The organism is Candidatus Methylomirabilota bacterium (assembly GCA_036005065.1).
In the GTDB taxonomy this organism is placed as follows: Bacteria; Methylomirabilota; Methylomirabilia; order Rokubacteriales; family DASRDR01; genus DASYQW01.
The window spans coordinates 1-17,097 of record DASYQW010000301.1 but is presented as its reverse complement, the minus strand read 5'-3'; the positions used below and the strand labels follow the sequence as shown (position 1 = coordinate 17,097).

Sequence of the window (17,097 nt, the reverse complement as noted above, 5' to 3'; positions counted from 1 at the left end):
GGCATAGCCTGGCTGGCACTGATAACAGGCCGTTTCCCATCGATTCGGGTGAAGCGGCAGCCGCGGGAAGGGAAACTCCTCGGGCGGACGGTTCGGCTTGCCCCACATGTTTTCCAGCTGAACTGGCTGGCGGGAGCCTCGAAGCGTCAGTGGCTGCGCCAGGACGAGCGCTACTTCTACGTCCCCATCCGCTCCGTCCGAACCCGCCCCTACGACGGCTGGGTGTACAACCTCGAGGTGGAAGAGGACCAATCCTACCTCGCCCAATTCGTGGCCACCCACAATTGTCAGAACGCGCTGACCTCCCAGGCGCTCCGGGACCCCGCCATGGGAGTGCCGCCCCAGGACGTGACGCCGGATCAGGTCGTGGCCCTCGCCCAGCGCTCCGGGGCCAGGGTCCTGACCAGCACCTACAACGAGCCGCTGATCACCAGCGAATGGGCGGTCCACATCTTCCGGGCGGCCAGGTCGGCCGGCCTGGTCTGCTCGTACGTCTCGAACGGCAACGCCACCGCCGAGGTGCTCGACTACATCCGGCCGTACGTGGACCTCTACAAGGTCGACCTCAAGTCCTTCGACGACCGGCACTACCGGCAGCTCGGCGGCGTCCTGAAGACCATCCTCGACGGGATCCGGATGATCCATCAGCGCGGCTTCTGGCTCGAGATCGTCACCCTCACGATCCCAGGATTCAACGACTCGGAGGCGGAGCTGCGGGACATCGCCCGGTTCCTCGTCTCGCTCTCGCCGGACATCCCCTGGCACGTCACCGCGTTCCATCCCGATTACAAGATGACCGACCGCGGCGGCACGCCGGTCAAGACGCTGATCCGCGCCGCCGAGATCGGCGCGGCCGAAGGGCTCCGGTACGTCTACGCCGGCAACCTCCCGGGCCGAGTCGGCCCGCACGAGAACACCTACTGCCCCTCCTGCCGGGCGCTCCTCGTCGAGCGGGTCGGCTACACGATCCTGAAGAACCGCCTCACGCCTACCGGCGGCGTCTGCCCCGCCTGTTCGACCCGAATCGCCGGCGTCTGGCGTTGAGCATCCACCTGCGCGGCGCCGTCGTCGTCCTGACCGGCGCCTCGAGTGGGATCGGGGCGGCGACGGCGGTCGCCTGCGGGCGTCAGGGGATGCGGGTGGCGCTGGCCGCGCGCCGGCGGGACCGGCTCGAGCACGTCGCCGAGGAGGTTCGGGCCGCCGGCGGCGAGGCGCGCGTCGTCCCGACCGATGTGCGGGACGAGGCGGCCGTTCGGGCGCTGGTCGACGGGACGGTGGAGGCCTGGGGCCGGCTCGACGTCCTCATCAACAACGCCGGCATCGGGATGCTCGCCCTCGTCACCCAGACGAGCGCCGCCGAGTTCGAAGCGCTCATGCGGGTCAACTTCCTGGGCGCCGTCTACGGCGTGCTGGCGGCGCTGCCCCACATGCGCCGTCAGCGCCGCGGCCACATCGTCAATGTCGCCTCCGTCGTCGGGAAGCGGGCCAGCCCCTTCCGGGCCGCCTACGTCGCCTCGAAATTCGCGCTGGTTGGGTTTTCCGAGGCCCTCCGGATGGAGCTCCTCGAGGACGGCATCCACGTGACCTCTGTCTGTCCCATCGGAACCGCGACCGAGTTCCACGACGTCGAGGAGAACCGGCTCGGGGTCTCCGGGCGCGGCGGTCCCATCCAGAGCGCCGAGCACGTGGCTCGCGGCATCGTCCGGGCGCTGCGCCGGCCGCGGGCCGAGGTGCACCCGTATCCGCTCACCCGTCTGCTCTTCCTGGCCAACGACGTCGCGCCGAGCCTCGTCGACCGGCTGCTCCTGGCCCTGAGCCCGCGGGCCCGAGCCTCGTCGCGCCTCCGCTGAGCTGAGGGTACCTTGCTTGGCCTCCGGCCGCTCCAGGCGAGGCCCTTGCGTCGCTACTCATCATGTGTTAACATGCGAGTGAGTCTACCGAGAAGGAGCCAAGCGATGGCGGACACAGGGATATTGGAAGGGATCGCGCGAGCGGATCTGGACCGGCTGTTCGAGGAGATCACGCGACACTACCGCCCGGGAGCGCTCGAGACCCTGAGCGCCGCCGAGCCCGAGTGGCGTGCGGCCGTCGACCGGACGGAACGCGAGGTGGGGAGCCTCTACGAGGCTCTGTGCGACGCGGATGCCACCCTCGCCCGGTGGCAGGAGACGGTTGGCGACCTACGGCGGTTGTGGACGCGGCTCGGCGAAGTGCCCGCGGCGTCGGTCGATGAGGCGGCCTGAGTTCAGCCGGACCTCTCCCAGGAGAGGTTGCGGCGGCAAAGCCGCCGCTCGGAGCGGAACATTCGCTCGCGGGGTCGTGAGGCACGAGCGCGAAAACCATACCCGTGCGCACACGTCCCCGGAGCCTGAGTCCGCCTCCGGCGGTCAGCGGAGGTAACGCCGGATCCCGGTGGCGAAATCGACCGGAGTGATCCCGAACCGGTCGAGAAAGGGCGCGGGATCACAGGTACTGTCTTCGCCCAGCATCAGGAGTTGGTCGGTCGACAGCGGGAAGGCCGGCACGGTTTGGAGCAGGCGGACCACCGGGGCGACGAGGCCGACCGGATGATGGAGCTTCGGCACGCGCCGGCGCCCCAGTGCGGCGCCGATCTCGTCCAGGATCGCGTCGAACGTGTAGGCCCGTGGCCCGCAGACGGCGAGGATCTGCCCGACGCTGGCCGGCTGCTCGAGGGCTCGCGCGAAGCCCTCGGCCACCACCTCGATGGCAACCGGCTGGATGCGGTTCTGGCCATCACCGATGACCGGGACGACAGGAAAACGGCGCACCAGGCGCGCCAGCAGGGTCACGAACCCGTCGCCCGGTCCGAAGATCACCGAGGGGCGGAAGATCGTCCACGCGAGCCCGCTTCCCCGAATGGCTTCCTCGGCGGCCCACTTCGTCTGATGGTAGCGGCTCCGGGCCCCGGGCCGCGTCCCGAGCGCGCTCATGTGGACGAATCGCGGCCCGCCAGCCGCTCGGGCGGCGGTGAGGACGTGACGCGTCGCCTCGGTGTGCAGGTGCTCGAACGTGACGCCGCGCCCGGGGTGCTCCCGGATGATCCCGACGAGGTTGACGACGGCCTCGGCGCCGCGCATCGCGTCGGGCAGCGTCCCCGGCTCGGAGACGTCGCCAGGGACCGGCTCGATCCTGTCGTCCCGCGGCAGGCGGCCTTCCGATCCGCGTCGCACGAGAGCGCGCACGCGGTGCCCGTGCGCGAGGAGGGCGCGAAGCACCGAACGCCCGACGAAGCCGGTGCCTCCGGTGACGAAGACGACCATCGGAGCCATCCTAGCACGCAGCGTCTGTCTGCCCGGGCGGGCTATAATCGACGGCGATGGCCTCCCGCCCTGTCCCCCGGGACCGCTTCGTCACGGTCAACGGCCTCCGCCTGCGCTATCGCGACTGGGGCGGTCGGGGTCGGCCGTTTCTCGCGCTCCACGGCTCGGCCGCGCACGCTCACTGGTGGGACCCCGTCGCTCCTCAGCTGGCGCGGCGGCTTCGCGTCCTCGCCCTCGACTGGCGCGGTCATGGCCGGAGCGACTGGCCGCGTCCGGCCGCCTACCGCACCGAGGACTTCGCGACCGATCTCCTCGGCGTGATCGAGCGCCTCGCCCTCGACCGGGTCATCGTGGCCGGCCATTCGATGGGTGGGCACGCCGCGCTCGCCTTTGCGGCCTGGCACCCGCACGCGCTCGACCGCCTGGTAGTGGTCGATGCCAAGCCGATGGTGAATCTCGAGCGACTGCTCGAGCTCCGCGCCCGGGGCGCACGCCCGCGGCTCGAGTTCCCGACTCGGGAGGCGGCGCTTCGTCGCTTCCGGCTTTCGCCGCCGGAGACCACGGCTCCCGCGACACGCCTGCGAGCCATCGGCACTCAGGGAATCCACCGGCTCGGCCGTGGCCGCTGGGCGTATCGCTTCGATCCGGAGTGCGAGCGAACCCGGGTGCCGGTGAACACCTGGCCGCTCCTCCCGCGGATCACGGTGCCTACCCTGATCGTGCGCGGCGAGGGGAGTACCGTCCTGACGCGCGAGGTCGCCGAGCGCATGGCCAAGGCGATCCCCTCGGCCCGCCTCGAGGAGCTCCCCGGCACCTTCCACCACGTCATGCTCGACGCCCCCCAGGCGCTGGCCGAGTGCCTCCTGGCCTGGCTCTAGGTCATTTCCGGGGGGGTCTCGAAGACCCCCGCTCGGAGTACTCCTCGATGCGCCACGCGCTCGGTGGTCGGCGCCGGGTTACTCCGACACGCTCCTGACTAGAAGAAGGAATAGTAGAGCGCGATGGCGAGGGTATCCTGGCTCTTGCGGGTCGGACCGGATTCCGTGACCCTGAACGCTCGCTCGTCCGCCTGGTCGTGGCGGTACTCGAGCCGCCCCACCAGACCCTTCCAGATCTTGTACTGAACGGTGGCGGTCGCCTCCCAGACGCCGACATCCGACCCGAATCCCGTTCGCACGCCGTCGGCGTCCCGGAAATACTCGACCCGCGCGGCGGTCCGAAGCTGCTCGGTCCAGTCGTAGGCGGCGTAGGCCGCCACGCCCCACCAAGCTGCGTCCCCCCCGCCGGGGGCCGCGTCCTGCTCCCGGCCGTAGTCGAAGTTGAAGCCGAGGGTGGTCTGCTTGATCCCGGTATAGTTCGCGACCAGGTCGATCACCCACCGGATGTTGGTCGTGTCGCCGACCTTCTCCGGCCCCACGATGAAGTTCAAGCTGGTGGTGAGGTCCTTGAGCGGCGTGTAGGCGACCTGGCCGATGCCGGACGGCGCCCCGTTCCGGTCGGTGGCGACGTCCCAACCCAGGATGGGACCGGCGGTGACCGAAAGGGCGTCGGAGAACGAATAGGAGCCGAGCAGACCTACGTGGGTCAGGGGAATGGCGAACGTGAAGAGGAACGAGCGGGAAAAGTTGAGGTTGTTGGGCGACTCGATCACCTCGTAGCCCAGGAGCGTGACGAACTTGCCCCCTTTGAGCGTGAGACCGCCGCCGACCGGCAGCCTGTAGGCGAGGTAAGCCTCCTGGAGGTCGAACTTCTCCGTGTCGGCCGGGGCGTCGTCGGCGCTCCGAAAGATCCCGATGGCATGGTTGAACTGCACGTCCTCGCCGCCGGTGATGACGAGGCCGAATCCGAAGGGATAGCGGTCGGACGGATCCTTCTTGACCGAGAGCTCCGCCATGTTGAAGGTGTAGCCCCGGTCGACGTCATAAAGGCGCAGCTCGTTCGTGCCCTCGGTGGCCTTGCCCCGCGGGTTGAAGACGGCGCTGTTCTCGACGTAGGCGAACCACGTGATCTCCTCGAGCAGGGTCTTGGGCTCGGCCTCCTCCTTCTTCTCCTGGGCGAAGGCTGCCGAGGCGACGGTCGCCACGAGGACTGCCACCACCCCGCACTGCCGGAACGGCATCATCGTCACGGCCCTCCTGAGCTGCACTGGCCGGAGCTCGAAACGAAAACGGCGCCGGTCAGCGGCGTCGCTGCCACGTACCGCGGCGGACCTGCCGCGATCGGTACCGGGACAAGCAAGCGGTGTGCCCGAACGGCCCAATCGTCGGCGCCCCCGGCCGGGGCGCATGACGGCGCGACTTACATTCGGAGCGGGGCGGACCTCCCTCGAGGGCGCCTGCCACTGTGAGAGGCAGGCGGGGGCTCGGTGCCTAACGACTGGGCAGCCTGGGTCGCCTACGCCCTGACCATTCCCTTTGTGGTATAAAGGCGAGAACGGAAGCCCCGGGCGACGGCACCCGGAGCATCGCGGCGTACAATGTGTGTATTGCCCCCGGCGCCCTGTCGAACGTCGATGTCGGGCGGTACGCCGAAGAACCCGATGAAAGGATTCCGATATGGCGGTGTATGACCTCCGGGAAAAGGCCATCATCCTCCATCCGGAGGATGACGTGGCCATCGCGAAGGCTCCCATCCCGGCCGGCACCATCCTGGAGGATGGCCCCGAGCGAACCACGGTCCGGTGCGACATCCGGCCGGGCCACAAACTGGCCCGGCGGCCTCGAGCCGCGGGCGAGTCGGTGCGACGGTACGGCCAGGTGATCGGCTTCGCCACTCAGGCCATCGCTCAGGGCGAGCACGTGCACACGCACAACCTGGCCGTCGGCGAGCTCCAGCGAGAATACGAGGTGGGCACCGACGTCCGGCCCGTGGACTACTACCCGCCCGCCGAAATGCGCCACTTCGACGGCTTCCCCCGTCCGGACGGCCGGGTCGGAACCCGCAACTACGTCGCGGTGATCTCCACCGTCAACTGCTCGGCCAGCGTTTGCCAGTTCATCCGCGAGCACTTTCGGGATGTGCAGAAGGACTATCCCTCGGTGGACGGCGTGATCGCCATCACCCACAAGTCGGGCTGCGGGACCAAGCTCTTCGGCGAAGACCACGATGCCTTGATGCGGGTGCTGGGCGGGTACTCCCGCCATCCGAACGTGGGCGCCTACGTCCTGATCGGGCTCGGCTGCGAGGTGAACCAGACCCTCCCGCTCATCGACCGCCAGGGGCTGGGGCGGCCGAAGGTCCTGTCGATCCAGGAATCGGGCGGGGTCCGGAAGACGATCGAGGCGGGGGTCAAGGCGGTCGAGCAGCTCCTACCGGTCGCCAACGAGGCCAGGCGGACTCGGCAGCCGATTTCCGAGCTCATCCTGGCCACGAATTGCGGCGGCTCTGACGGAAACTCGGGGATCACCGCCAACCCCGCCCTCGGCTGGGCGGTGGACGAGCTGGTCCGCTACGGCGGCACCGGCGTGCTGGCCGAGACATCCGAGATCTACGGCGCCGAGCACCTCCTGATCCGGCGGGCCGTCAACGAGGGCGTGGCCAAGAGGCTGATCGACCGGTTCAAGTGGTGGGAGTATTACTGCCGCGTGCTCGGGGCCGAGATGGACAACAACCCGGCCCCGGGAAACAAGGCCGGCGGGCTCACCACCGTGTTCGAGAAATCGCTCGGCGGGGTTACCAAGGGCGGCACCACCCCGCTCCAGGACGTGTTCCTCTACGCCGAGCCCATTACCACGCGCGGCTTCGTCTTCATGGACACGCCGGGCCACGACCCGGTCTCGGTCACCGGCCTGGTGGCGGGCGGCGCCAACATCGTCTGCTTCACCACGGGTCGCGGCTCCGTGTTCGGCTGCCGGCCGGTGCCGTCGCTCAAGCTCGCCACGAACTCGCTCGTGTACCGCAACATGGAAGAAGACATGGACATCAACTGCGGCGTCATCCTGGAAGGGACGCCGCTGCCCGTCGTCGGCCGGCGGATCTTCGAGGAGGTGATCGCGGTCGCCTCCGGCAAGAAGACGAAGAGCGAGGCAGCCGGTGTCGGCGAAGAGGAGTTCGCGCCCTGGATCATCGGCCCTGTGCTGTGAGGTCGGGCGCCATCCACGGGCCATTTCCGCTCGGCTCGCGAGCCCTCCCGGTCGCTCCGGGAGGGCTCCTGCCTTTCCTGACCCAGGAGGTGTAAATGGGGCGACGGTCCTATAGCGGTGAGAAGCGACGGAAGGAGCTCGCGCGGAAGGCCAAGCGCGAGGCGAAGCAGGAGCGGAAACAGCAGACGCAAGAGCAGGGCGAGAGCGGCGGCGGTCCCCCGATCGACTGGGATTCGGCGGTGGGCGGGAACGTGCCTAAGTCCGAGGAGGAGGAACGACAGGCAGAGGGTGGAACGCCGCGTTAGCCGGCCGGGCCAGTTCAGCCCGGCCGTCCCGGAATCGGCAGGCGCCGAGCCTCCGGCTGAGACCCTCGCGTCAATCTACGTTATCCGCGAATAGTCTCAGGTCCGGGATATCGCGAAAGTCCTCCAGGTTCAGGGTCCAGAACGTGGCGCTGTGGGTCAGCGCGCACGCCGCCAGGGCCAGGTCGATCTCTCGCCCCCGTCCCCTCCGCACCCCCCGACAGAGCTGGGCAGTGAGGCGTTGCTCACCCGCCACTTCGCCTGGCCTGCCGTCGGGCTGACCGGATCGCCTTCAGCTCGGCCTTCACCTCGGCGAGTGGCCGGACGGGAATGACCGGGACGACTGCGTCGAAGACTTTAAGGAGACGCAGCCGCTCCTTCTCACTGAGCCTGTCGCGGGACCTGGCGCCGCTCCGGCTGGAACGGAGCGCACTTCGTTGCGGCTTCGGATGGTCTCGCGCGCTCATTCGAAGACCCTGTGGGCGCGGAACAGGATTGCTTGCGGGATCTGGATGCCTCGCTCCTTCGCCACCCGCAGATTGATGTGCAGCTCGAGGACGTCCGGCGACTCGACGGGAAGGTCCTGCGGCTTGGCGCCCCGGAGGATCTTCCCTAGTAGGCGAGCCGAGGCTTTCGCGATCTCGCGTGGGTTCGGGCCGTAGACGGCGACGGCCCAGCCTTTCTCAGCCGCGGGGGAGATAGTAGCCGAGGTCTGGCAGGCGCGCGCCCTCGATCACCTTCTGGACGGCTTCCCACTGTTGATTCACGGCAGGCGAGGCGGGATGGCTTTGACGTCCCACAGCAGGCCGATCTTCCAGGGGCCGCTGTGAGATTGCCCGTGGGCGGGCCACGGCACGGCGATGAGGACCAGAGCGACGAGAAGTAGGAATCGCCTCATGGTCGTCTCTCCCTCGGCGATCCCGATCGTCGGGTCGAATGCGCTCAGGCCACCTCGAAGAGGCCGGCGGCGCCCATGCCCCCGCCGATGCACATGGTGCAGACGACGTAGCGCGCGCCCCGCCGCTTGCCCTCGATGAGGGCGTGGCCGACCAGCCGGGCCCCGCTCATCCCATAGGGGTGGCCGATCGAGATGGCGCCCCCGTCCACGTTGAGCTTGTCCATCGGGATGCCGAGCCGGTCGCGGCAATAGACAACCTGGACGGCGAACGCCTCGTTGAGCTCCCAGAGATCGATCTGGTCCATGCGCATTCCGACGCGCTCCAGCAATCGCGGCACCGCGAAGACCGGGCCGATGCCCATCTCGTCCGGCTCGCAGGCCGCCGCCGTGAAGCCGCGGAAGATCCCGAGCGGCTGGAGACCCCGGCGCTCGGCGAGCTTCGCATCCATCACCACGCAGGCCGAGGCGCCGTCGGAGAGCTGACTGGCGTTGCCGGCCGTGATGTGCCCCTTTTCGCCGGTGACCGGCTTGAGCGCCGCCAGTCCCTCGAGCGTGGTGTCGGCCCGATTCCCTTCGTCCTGCCGGAGCGTCAGGTCCTCCTCGCGGACCTCGCCGGTCGCCTTGTCCTGGACGAGCTTGCGCGTCGGCAAGGGCACGATCTCCGCGTCGAACCGGCCGGCCCGCTGGGCGGCGGCGGTCCGCTGCTGGCTGGCCAGGGCGTACTCGTCCTGGGTCTCTCGCGTGATGAAGTAGCGCTTGGCGACCACTTCGGCCGTCTCGATCATGGTCATGTAGATCTCGGGCTTGTGCTCGTCGAGCCAGGGTTCGCGCAGGCGGAACTTGTTCTGGTGCTCGTTTTGGACCAGGCTGATGGACTCCAGCCCGCCGGCCACCATGACCGGGACCCGGTCGAGAATGACCCGATGGGCGGCCATGACGATCGCCTGCATCCCCGACGAGCAGAAGCGGTTGACCGTCGCCCCGGCCGTGGCCACCGGCAGGCCGGCCCGCAGGGCGGACTGCCGCGCGATGTTGTGGCCGGTCGCGCCTTCCGGCATCGCACAGCCGAGGATGACGTCCTCGACCTCACCGGGCTCCAGCCCCGCGCGCTTCACCGCGTGGCTGATCACGTGGCCGGCCATGGTGGCGCCGTGCGTGTTGTTGAAGGCGCCGCGGTAGGCCTTGCCGATGGGCGTGCGGGCCGTCGAGACGATGACCGCGTCCGGCATGACGGTCTCCTCCGGTTCGGGATTCCTGTGGCGAGTGTCGGGGCCTTTTACCGATGATACACGTATTCCGGGTCAGGGGCCGAAGAGGCGCTCGATCTCCGGAATGGCATGCGGAAGGGCGAGCAGGATGACGTGATCGCCGACTTCGAGCACGGTGTCTCGGCCGGGCACGATGACCTCTTCCCCGCGGACGATGGCGCCGACCAGCGCGTCGGGGGGGAAGTGCAGCGCCTCCAGCGAGCGGCCGGCGGCCGGGGTGTCGGCCACCACCACCACCTCGAGCGTCTCGGCCTCGCTCTCCGGCAGCTCGAAGACGGACACGACGCGGCTCTTGCGGACGAACTTGAGGATGACGCTGGCCGTCAGAAGCCGGGGGCTGATGGGAGCGTCGATGCCGAGGGATTCGACGAGTGGGATCAGGTCCTGCCGCTTGAAGATGGCCACCGCCTTCTTCGCGCCGTAGCGCTTGCCGAGGATCGCGGCCAGGAGGTTGGCCGCGTCGTCGTCGGTCAGGGTCGCCAGCGCGTCGACCTCCGAGATGCCCTCTTCGACGAGGCGCCGGACATCGGTTCCGTCGCCGACGAGGACCCGGGCGCGCGTGAGACGCTTGGCGAGCTCCTCGCACCGGGGTCGGCTCCGCTCCATCACCGTGACGGAGACATCCTCCGCCTCCAGGGACTGCGCGACCTGGAGCCCGATCCGGCCGCCACCGATGATGAAGACGCTCTTGGTGGTGCCGGTGGTGCGGCCGAACAGCACCAGAATGTCGGGGATGAACTCCCGGCGGCTGACCACATAGAGGTGATCATCGGCGGCGACCACCGTGTCGGCGGTCGGCACGACGAGCTGGTCGCCGCGCGCGATGCCCACGATGAGGAAGGGACACGAAGCCTGGACCGAGCGCAGGTCGCGCAGGCGCCGGTTGACGAGCGGGGCGCCGGGGGCGATCTTGACTCCGAGGAGCTGGACCCGTCCCTCCGCGAAGTCGGCCATCTCCGCCGCGCCCGTGGTCTTGATGACGCGCAGGATCTCGTCGGCCACCACCTGATTGGGATTGATCAGGAGGTCGATGCCGAGAACCTTGCCGCCGTCGAGGATCGGGTGGCCCCCGAGCTCGATGTCGCGCACACGGGCGATCTTGGTGGCGACCCCGTACTGGTGCGCGATGGCGCAGGCCACGATGTTGACCTCGTCCACGTCCGCGACCGCGATCACCATGTCGGCGTCGCGGACGCCCGCCTCCTCGAGGGCCCGGGGGGAGGAGCCGTCGGCCTCGATGGCGCGGAGCCCCAGGCCTTCCTGGACCCGGCGGCAGACCTCGGGGTTTCGCTCGATCACGACGATGTCGTGCGCCTCGTGGGAGAGCCGCTCGGCAATGTTGTATCCCACCTCACCGGCGCCGATGACGATGATCTTCATGCGGCGTCCTGCTCCTCGTCCGGCATGGGATGGCGCCCGGCCCCGATCACGGCTCCGGCGCCGCCTCCTGGTACTCCGGGCAGCGCGCGGCGTAGGTGGGAGCGACGCGGCGGCGGATCCAGGGACAGAAGAACTCTCCCGTCAAGTTCCGCCCCGCCGCACGGTCGGGGGCGGACTCCTCGAGGTCGGCGGTCGGCTCCGGGTAATGGACGCAATCGAAGCAGAAGGGACCCGCCGGCTCCCGCTCAGCCATCGCCGCGCGCCCCGCACGTCACGACGCCCATGCCGACACCTCGGTCCGACTGCTTGGTCAGGGAATGAGACATGCACGGTGCCCCAGCAGGGGTTGAGGGCAAGGTAGCAGACGCGCCGACGTCTTGGCAAGGCGATCGTGGGAAGGAGGGCGCCGGCGGCCCGGATGCTAGAATCGTGCTGATGGCCTTGCCCGGATTTCGCCTGCGTCGTCGGATCGGGACACTGGGGGACCGGATCATCCGGTGGGCCCGCATGCCGCCGACCGTGCATCCGCCCCGCCGCCGCTTCGTGATCGTCCAGATCGACGGGCTCTCCCATGCCAGGTTGCAGCGGGCGCTCGCGCAGCGACGCATGCCGGCCACCGCGCGGCTTCTCCGCCGCGGCCGGCTCCGGCTCCATCGGATGGCCGTCGGGCTCCCGACCTCCACGCCCGCCTTCCAGGCCGGCCTCATGTACGGCGGCCCCGTGGACATCCCCGCCTTCGAGTTCGTGGACAAGCGCACGGGAGAGTACCTGTGGTTTCCCCTTCCCTGGGCGTCCGCCCGCGTGGAGGCGACGCACGCCGAGGGCCGCCGCGGCATCATGCGCGGAGGACGCGCCTACGGCTGTGTCTTCGGCGGAGGCGCGGCTGACACGGTGCTGACCCTGGCCCACCTCCTGCGCCCCTCGCCGGCCTGGGGACACTTCGGGATCCGCGCCTTCATCTTCCCGTTCCTCCTCCTGGGCTGGGTGACCCTCAAGCTGATCGTGGTGACGGCCGCCCGGGCCCTGGCGTGGATGGGACGCGCCCTCCGGAGCTTCATGCTCGGCCAGCCGGTGGCCTTCCCCCGGCGGCTCTTGACCCGGATCCTGTTCAGCGAGTGGCTGCGCGAGCTCTTCACCCTGAGCCTGACCGCCGACGTGTACGCGGGCATCCCCGCCCTGTACGTGAACTTCGTCGACTACGACGTCAATGCCCACGTGCTGGGACCGGACCACCCCGTCGCGCTGGGCGTGCTCCGGTTCGTCGACGCGAGCATCCGCGACATCTGGCGCGTCCTCCGCCGGGTGCCGGAGCTCTCCTACGACCTCTTCATCATCGCCGACCACGGGCAGATCCTCTCGATTCCGTTCGAGTCGGTGGCCGGGCCGTTGCCGGTCGCCGAGGCTGTCCTGGCCGCGTTTCGGCCGGTCCCGACCTCCTCCGAGCCTCGCCGGGCCCCCGTCCGGGAGCTCATCAACCCGATCGCCCGCCCGCTCTGGCCGCTCTCCCCGGTCTGGCAACGGCATCTCGCCTACCTCGAGCCCCGGACCCGACAGTGGAACGCGGTCTGGGCGGGGAACCTCTGCGTGGTGCCGGCCGGCCCCAACATCAACGTCTACGTGACGGATACCAAGGAACACGTGCCCGCCGAAGAGATCGAGGCACGCTTCCCCGGAGCCCTGGAGCGGCTGAGCCGGCAGCCGGGTATCGGGTTCCTCCTGACGCGGGACGCCCGGGGCTCGGTATGTTACTATCGAGGAACTGTGCTCCGCGTCCCGCCGCCGCCCGGGCCGACCGGCTGCCCCCTCTTCGACCGGCCGGACCGGAGGCTCGTCGTGCAGGGTCTGGAGGATCTCCTCGCCATGCCGAGTGCCGGCGACATCATCGTGTACGGGCACTACACCGAGCGGGGCTGCGTGAACTACCTGGGGGAGCGGGGGAGCCATGCCGGGCCCTCCGAGGAGGAGCTGTACGGGTTCATGATGATCCGGCCCGACGTGAAGTTCGACGTCGAGGCCGTGACCCGGCCCCAGGATCTGTACCCGTTGTTCGTCGGGTATCAAGACGGGGACGCCTGAGGCGCCGGACGAGCAGGAGGACGAATGGCTGAGGCGACGCGTATTCGCGTGGTGACCTATAACATCCACCGGGGCCGGGGACTCGACGGAGAACAACGGCTCGACCGGATCATCGCCGTGCTGGCGGAGGTGGATGCGGACATCATCGCGCTGCAAGAAGTGCTGGCACCGCAGGCGGACGCCCTGGCCGAGGCGACCGGTATGAGCGTCGTCTTCGGGCAGACCCGGGTCCATCCACTGGGCCCCTACGGCAACCTGTGCCTGACCCGTCTGCCGCTGGTGGCCCACACGAGCTACAGCCTCACGTGCCGGCCCTTCGAGCCCCGCGGCTGCCTGCGAACCGACGTCGACCACGGCCGGGGGCCGCTGCACATCTTCAACGTCCATCTCGGGTTGAGATACAGGGAGCGGATCCGGCAGGTCCGGATGCTGCGGCGGATCCTGAACGGCCAGGGCCTCGAGGGCCCCCGCCTCCTGCTCGGGGACTTCAACGAATGGTTCAACGGGCATGCCTCGCGCCTCCTGCGGGCGGAGTTTGGCCATCCCTGCGGCCGCCGCCGGAGTGCCCGGACCCACCCCGCCGTGCTCCCCATCTTTCCGCTCGACCGGATCTATCACGACCCGGCGATGTGCGTGGACCGAGTCGCCGTTCACCGGAGTCGGATCGCGCGCATCGCCTCGGATCACCTGCCCACGTACGCCGACCTGCGCCTGGAAGCCTCGCGGTAGGCGGGTCGTGGTGGATCGGCCCGACCTGGCCCCCGACCGCTTGCGGTTTTGCCCGCTCTGCGGCAGTGGCCTCGCCAGCCGGAACGTCCCTCCTGACGGCCGCGAGCACCCGGTCTGCTCGGCATGCGGATTCGTCTTCTACCTGCCGCCCAAGGTGGTGGCGGGAACGCTCCCGGTCTCGGGGGGCCGGATCCTCCTGACCCGCCGCGCGATCGACCCGGGGCGGGGGCTCTGGACCTTCCCGGGGGGCTATGTCGACTGGGGGGAGGACGTTCGCGAGGGCGCCCGTCGCGAGACGCTCGAGGAGGTAGGCCTGTCGGTCCGCCTCGAGGCTCTGCTGGGACTCTACTCCTACCCTGGGTCGCCGGTGGTCGTCGTCGTGTTTCTCGCCGCGGTGCCGGACGGCGTCGAGCCGCTGGCCTGCCCCTCGGAAGTACTGGAGACCGCCTACTTCGCTCCCGAGGAGATCCCCTGGGAGGGGCTGGCCTTTCCCAGCACCCGGGACGCTCTGCGCGACTGGGTGACGATGGTCGGCGCGGGCGTCCCATTCGGGAGGCTGCCCGAAGGGTCGCCCGTGGCCGACCCCCGATGGTCCGCCTCGAACCCTGGGCCCCCTCGGCACTCCCGTCCCGCCGGTGGTATAGTAGGAGCCGAGGGGGGATTGCCGGGTCCATACGGACTCGCGCCCGCGGAGGAGCGCCCATGATGAAGAAAGTTGGTGTCGTCCTGGTCGTCGCGCTCTTGCTCGTCCCGACGCTCGCGGTCCCGGCCGGCGCGGCCTGGCGTCACGGGCACGGAGGGCACTTTCCGCACCACGGGGGCCACTTTCGGCATCATCGCGGTGGAGGCCCGGGCTTCTTCTTCTTCGGCCTCGGCCTCGGCGCGCTCCTGACCGCCCCCTTCTGGTACCGCCCCGTGTACGCATATCCCGCATACACGCCGGTCTACTCGTATCCGGCTTACAGCTATCCGGTCTACTCGTACCCCGCCTACTCGTATCCCGGCTACTCGTCACCGGTCTACTCGGCGCCGGCTTACCCGCCGGGCTCGTACGCGCCGGCCCCTCAGCCCGCCTCGCCCCCGTCCGGGGGCGGCGCGGAAGCAGCGCCGGCCCCTCCGCCGGGAAGCGCCCAGCCCCAGGCTTCGCCGCAGGCCTCGAGCCAGAACTGTCAAACCGTCTGGGTCGAGGGCCACTACGAGACGCGCGTGATGGCGAACGGTCAGCGCGTCACGGCGTGGGTGCCGGCGTACAGCCAGCAGATCTGCCAGTAGCGCCACCGGGCCCGCTCCGGGCCACCGCGCCGGAGGTTCTCCGCGCGCGGTAGCCGGCGCTCCCGGGGAGACGTCGGCCCGGGGGATCCCGCCGGCGATCGGGCACGCCCGATCTGAGAACCCGCTGGACGCGCGCTCCCGCGTCGGGGCATGCTGCCCCGCATGGGGAGCGGGGGCGGGCGGCGACTCTCCTGGGAGCCGCGCTGGGCGGTCCTGACGGCGTCGTTCGTGACCCTGGTGCTGGTCCAGGGCGCGACCTTCAGCTTCCCGGTCTTCCTCGTCCCCCTGACCACCGAGTTCGGCGGCCTCCGCGGCGTGGCCGCGGCCGCCTTCTCGCTCCACAACCTCGTCGTCGGCGTCGCGGCCACCGTCGTCGACCCCGTGATGGGCCGCTTCGGCGAGCGGCGGGTCTTCGCCGTCGGCGCGCTGATCCTGGGGGCCGGCCTCGCGCTGGCCGGGACGGCCGGCTCCATGCCGGCTCTCGTCCTCTGGTTCGGACTGGTGGCGGGCGCCGGGGCGGGCCTCCTGGGCAGCGTGGCCCAGACCGTGATGCTGAGCCGGTGGTTCCCTACCGCCCGGGGGACGGTCGTGGGGCTCGCCCTCTCGGGGATGGGGCTCGGGATGGCCATCTTCGCCCCGCTGACGGCGTTCCTCATCGAGCGGCTCGGCTGGCGCATGGCGTTCGCGACCCTGGGGGGCGTGACGGCGCTGTTGCTCCTGCCCACCATCGGGCTCACCCCGCCCGAGTCGCCGCCCGTCATGACCTCCGGCCCGACGAAGCCCGGCGAGTCTCGGCTGAGGACCATCGTCCGGACGCCGCGCTTCTGGTGCTTCGCGGCCGCCTTTTTCTGCACACCGCTCTCGAACTTCGTGGTGACCACGCATCAGGTCGCCCACATCGTCGAGGCCGGCGTCGAGCCACGGTGGGCCGCGACGGCCTTCGGCGCCATGGGCCTCCTGTCCGCCGTCGGGCGGGCCAGCTTCGGCGCGCTGTCCGACCGGTGGGGGCGTGTCCCCATCGCCCTGGCCAGCTATGCGGCGACCGCGACCGGGACTCTGGCGCTGATGCTCATGGGGCCCGGGCAGCCGATCTGGCTCCTTTACGCGTTCGTCTTCCCGTTCGGCCTCACACTCGGGGCGCGCGCCCCGATCGTGGCGGCGCTGGCCGCCGACTTCTATCGCGGGCGCAGCTATGGCGCGGTCCTCGGCTTGATCACGTTCGGGAACCGCCTCGGCTCGGCGATCGGGCCGTGGCTGGGCGGAGTGATCTACGACCTCACCGGGAGCTATCGGGCCGCATTCGCCATGTCGATCGCGGCGCTCGTCGGGGCCGCGCTCGCGCTCGCCGCGGCGGGTCGGGGGGTGCCCGGGGAGGCGGGGGCCGCGCGCCCCGGCTAGGTCATTTCGGGGGGGTCTCGGAAGACCCCCCCGATGCCCCCCCTCGGTTGCGGCGGCACAGCCGCCGCTCGGAGCGCTGCCCGACGCGGCCCGCGCTCGGGGCGAGCTGCCGGGTTACTCCGACAGGCTCCTAGCGCGCCGAGGGCCAGCCGGCGTCTCGGGCTCGCCACGGCGGACTCGTGGCGTGGTGACTTGACATGATCTCTACATGGATGTAGAGTGTGCAACATCATGTCGTGGGCGCCTGGCTGGATGGAGCTGGTCATCAGCCTCCCGACGGAGAGCGCCACGGAGCGCATGCGCGTCTGGCGCGCCCTGAAGGCCACGGGGGCGGCGGTGTTGCGCGATGGGGTCTACGTGCTGCCCGAGCGGCCGGATCTGGAAGAGGTCCTGACGCGGCTGGCGGGGGAA

General features: G+C 69.9%; 18 protein-coding genes. 12 read left to right on the top strand and 6 right to left on the bottom strand.

Annotation, left to right across the window (positions count from 1 at the left end; translation table 11 throughout):
- The 3 genes from VGW35_20940 to VGW35_20930 form a co-directional block, all read left to right on the top strand.
- A partial coding sequence (locus tag VGW35_20940; GenBank protein ID HEV8310137.1) for a radical SAM protein occupies positions 1–1,044 on the top strand: 1,044 nt, incomplete at its 5' end.
- Entirely contained in the window at positions 1,041–1,850 is an 810-nt protein-coding gene (locus tag VGW35_20935) for an SDR family oxidoreductase (GenBank protein ID HEV8310136.1), read from the top strand. The genes VGW35_20940 and VGW35_20935, both read left to right, overlap by 4 nt.
- A gap of 105 nt (positions 1,851–1,955) precedes the next feature.
- Positions 1,956–2,243, top strand: coding sequence for a hypothetical protein (locus VGW35_20930; protein HEV8310135.1), 288 nt, complete (start codon positions 1,956–1,958; stop codon positions 2,241–2,243).
- Between the two features lie 144 nt (positions 2,244–2,387).
- Here the strand turns inward: VGW35_20930 and VGW35_20925 are convergent, their stop codons facing one another.
- Positions 2,388–3,281 carry a complex I NDUFA9 subunit family protein gene (locus tag VGW35_20925; GenBank protein HEV8310134.1) on the bottom strand — a complete coding sequence of 298 codons (894 nt, stop codon included), beginning with the start codon at positions 3,279–3,281 and terminating at the stop codon, positions 2,388–2,390.
- 56 nt (positions 3,282–3,337) lie between these two features.
- Between VGW35_20925 and VGW35_20920 the strand changes: the two genes are divergently transcribed.
- Complete coding sequence (locus VGW35_20920; GenBank protein ID HEV8310133.1) at positions 3,338–4,159, top strand: alpha/beta hydrolase; 822 nt, start codon at positions 3,338–3,340, stop codon at positions 4,157–4,159.
- 98 nt (positions 4,160–4,257) lie between these two features.
- On the opposite strand, the gene VGW35_20915 is transcribed toward VGW35_20920, so the two are convergent.
- Positions 4,258–5,403 carry an outer membrane beta-barrel protein gene (locus tag VGW35_20915; protein HEV8310132.1) on the bottom strand — a complete coding sequence of 382 codons (1,146 nt, stop codon included), beginning with the start codon at positions 5,401–5,403 and terminating at the stop codon, positions 4,258–4,260.
- A 433-nt stretch (positions 5,404–5,836) separates the two neighbouring features.
- Between VGW35_20915 and VGW35_20910 the strand changes: the two genes are divergently transcribed.
- Together VGW35_20910 and VGW35_20905 are read left to right on the top strand one after the other, a co-directional pair.
- Positions 5,837–7,363 (top strand): altronate dehydratase family protein, encoded by a 1,527-nt coding sequence (locus VGW35_20910; GenBank protein HEV8310131.1) that lies wholly within the window; start codon positions 5,837–5,839, stop codon positions 7,361–7,363.
- A 95-nt stretch (positions 7,364–7,458) separates the two neighbouring features.
- Positions 7,459–7,668 (top strand): hypothetical protein, encoded by a 210-nt coding sequence (locus VGW35_20905; GenBank protein HEV8310130.1) that lies wholly within the window; start codon positions 7,459–7,461, stop codon positions 7,666–7,668.
- A gap of 760 nt (positions 7,669–8,428) precedes the next feature.
- On the opposite strand, the gene VGW35_20900 is transcribed toward VGW35_20905, so the two are convergent.
- From VGW35_20900 to VGW35_20885, 4 genes are all read right to left on the bottom strand, one after another.
- Positions 8,429–8,563: a hypothetical protein gene (locus tag VGW35_20900; GenBank protein ID HEV8310129.1), complete on the bottom strand. Its 135-nt coding sequence runs from the start codon at positions 8,561–8,563 to the stop codon at positions 8,429–8,431.
- Positions 8,564–8,607: 44 nt separating this feature from the next.
- Positions 8,608–9,792: an acetyl-CoA C-acyltransferase gene (locus VGW35_20895; protein HEV8310128.1), complete on the bottom strand. Its 1,185-nt coding sequence runs from the start codon at positions 9,790–9,792 to the stop codon at positions 8,608–8,610.
- A gap of 72 nt (positions 9,793–9,864) precedes the next feature.
- Positions 9,865–11,211 (bottom strand): Trk system potassium transporter TrkA, encoded by a 1,347-nt coding sequence (gene trkA / locus VGW35_20890; protein ID HEV8310127.1) that lies wholly within the window; start codon positions 11,209–11,211, stop codon positions 9,865–9,867.
- A gap of 46 nt (positions 11,212–11,257) precedes the next feature.
- Entirely contained in the window at positions 11,258–11,464 is a 207-nt protein-coding gene (locus VGW35_20885) for a hypothetical protein (protein ID HEV8310126.1), read from the bottom strand.
- Between the two features lie 182 nt (positions 11,465–11,646).
- Here VGW35_20885 and VGW35_20880 point away from each other — a divergent pair, with 182 nt between their 5' ends.
- The 6 genes from VGW35_20880 to VGW35_20855 all read left to right on the top strand — a co-directional run.
- On the top strand, positions 11,647–13,287 hold the full coding sequence (locus tag VGW35_20880) for a hypothetical protein (protein HEV8310125.1): 1,641 nt from the start codon (positions 11,647–11,649) through the stop codon (positions 13,285–13,287).
- Between the two features lie 24 nt (positions 13,288–13,311).
- Positions 13,312–14,016, top strand: a complete 705-nt coding sequence (locus VGW35_20875; GenBank protein HEV8310124.1) for an endonuclease/exonuclease/phosphatase family protein — start codon at positions 13,312–13,314, stop codon at positions 14,014–14,016.
- Between the two features lie 10 nt (positions 14,017–14,026).
- On the top strand, positions 14,027–14,722 hold the full coding sequence (locus VGW35_20870) for an NUDIX hydrolase (GenBank protein ID HEV8310123.1): 696 nt from the start codon (positions 14,027–14,029) through the stop codon (positions 14,720–14,722).
- A complete protein-coding gene (locus tag VGW35_20865) occupies positions 14,719–15,288 on the top strand; it encodes a hypothetical protein (protein HEV8310122.1) in 570 nt (189 codons plus the stop codon). The genes VGW35_20870 and VGW35_20865 overlap by 4 nt, the downstream gene beginning before the upstream one ends.
- Positions 15,289–15,438: 150 nt before the next feature.
- Complete coding sequence (locus VGW35_20860) at positions 15,439–16,686, top strand: MFS transporter (protein HEV8310121.1); 1,248 nt, start codon at positions 15,439–15,441, stop codon at positions 16,684–16,686.
- Between the two features lie 231 nt (positions 16,687–16,917).
- Positions 16,918–17,097, top strand: a 180-nt coding sequence (locus tag VGW35_20855) for a chromate resistance protein (GenBank protein ID HEV8310120.1), incomplete at its 3' end; no start/stop codon positions are given.

Coding starts and splice junctions, on each gene's coding strand:
- VGW35_20930 (HEV8310135.1), top strand. CDS start 1,956: ATGGCGGACACAGGGATATTGGAAGGGATCGCGCGAGCGGATCTGGAC.
- VGW35_20925 (HEV8310134.1), bottom strand. CDS start 3,281: ATGGTCGTCTTCGTCACCGGAGGCACCGGCTTCGTCGGGCGTTCGGTG.
- VGW35_20920 (HEV8310133.1), top strand. CDS start 3,338: ATGGCCTCCCGCCCTGTCCCCCGGGACCGCTTCGTCACGGTCAACGGC.
- VGW35_20915 (HEV8310132.1), bottom strand. CDS start 5,403: ATGATGCCGTTCCGGCAGTGCGGGGTGGTGGCAGTCCTCGTGGCGACC.
- VGW35_20910 (HEV8310131.1), top strand. CDS start 5,837: ATGGCGGTGTATGACCTCCGGGAAAAGGCCATCATCCTCCATCCGGAG.
- VGW35_20905 (HEV8310130.1), top strand. CDS start 7,459: ATGGGGCGACGGTCCTATAGCGGTGAGAAGCGACGGAAGGAGCTCGCG.
- VGW35_20900 (HEV8310129.1), bottom strand. CDS start 8,563: ATGAGGCGATTCCTACTTCTCGTCGCTCTGGTCCTCATCGCCGTGCCG.
- VGW35_20895 (HEV8310128.1), bottom strand. CDS start 9,792: ATGCCGGACGCGGTCATCGTCTCGACGGCCCGCACGCCCATCGGCAAG.
- trkA (HEV8310127.1), bottom strand. CDS start 11,211: ATGAAGATCATCGTCATCGGCGCCGGTGAGGTGGGATACAACATTGCC.
- VGW35_20885 (HEV8310126.1), bottom strand. CDS start 11,464: ATGGCTGAGCGGGAGCCGGCGGGTCCCTTCTGCTTCGATTGCGTCCAT.
- VGW35_20880 (HEV8310125.1), top strand. CDS start 11,647: ATGGCCTTGCCCGGATTTCGCCTGCGTCGTCGGATCGGGACACTGGGG.
- VGW35_20875 (HEV8310124.1), top strand. CDS start 13,312: ATGGCTGAGGCGACGCGTATTCGCGTGGTGACCTATAACATCCACCGG.
- VGW35_20865 (HEV8310122.1), top strand. CDS start 14,719: ATGATGAAGAAAGTTGGTGTCGTCCTGGTCGTCGCGCTCTTGCTCGTC.
- VGW35_20860 (HEV8310121.1), top strand. CDS start 15,439: ATGCTGCCCCGCATGGGGAGCGGGGGCGGGCGGCGACTCTCCTGGGAG.